Annotated in this window: 1 pseudogene; it reads right to left on the bottom strand. The window is 50.3% G+C overall.

Annotation, left to right across the window (positions count from 1 at the left end):
- A pseudogene (locus ACMV8I_RS21460) lies at positions 1-288 on the bottom strand ([protein-PII] uridylyltransferase); the annotation flags it as partial.

Consider the following 288-nt stretch of genomic DNA (forward strand, 5'->3'; position numbering starts at 1 on the left):
GATACCTTTAATTTCGCGATGACGCACCATCAGGTAAAACATACTGATGATAGTTTCCGGTCGGCGGGTGAAGAGCGTTTCGTCACGCAGGTCGATCAGGCCGCCACGCAGTTGGAAATTATCGTCCAGTGGTCGGGGTTTTTCGTTTGGACCTATGGCCAGAATCGCTTCATCAAACAGCTGGAACAGCATTTGATTTAGTTCGCCAACCCGGCGCGTCATGCGATAAAAGTCTTTCATCATGCGTTCTACCGGCTCATTGCCTTCGCCTTGATATTGCAGGAGCTG

The sequence above is a fragment of the Ewingella sp. S1.OA.A_B6 genome, from assembly GCF_049889095.1.
GTDB lineage: Bacteria > Pseudomonadota > Gammaproteobacteria > Enterobacterales > Enterobacteriaceae > Ewingella.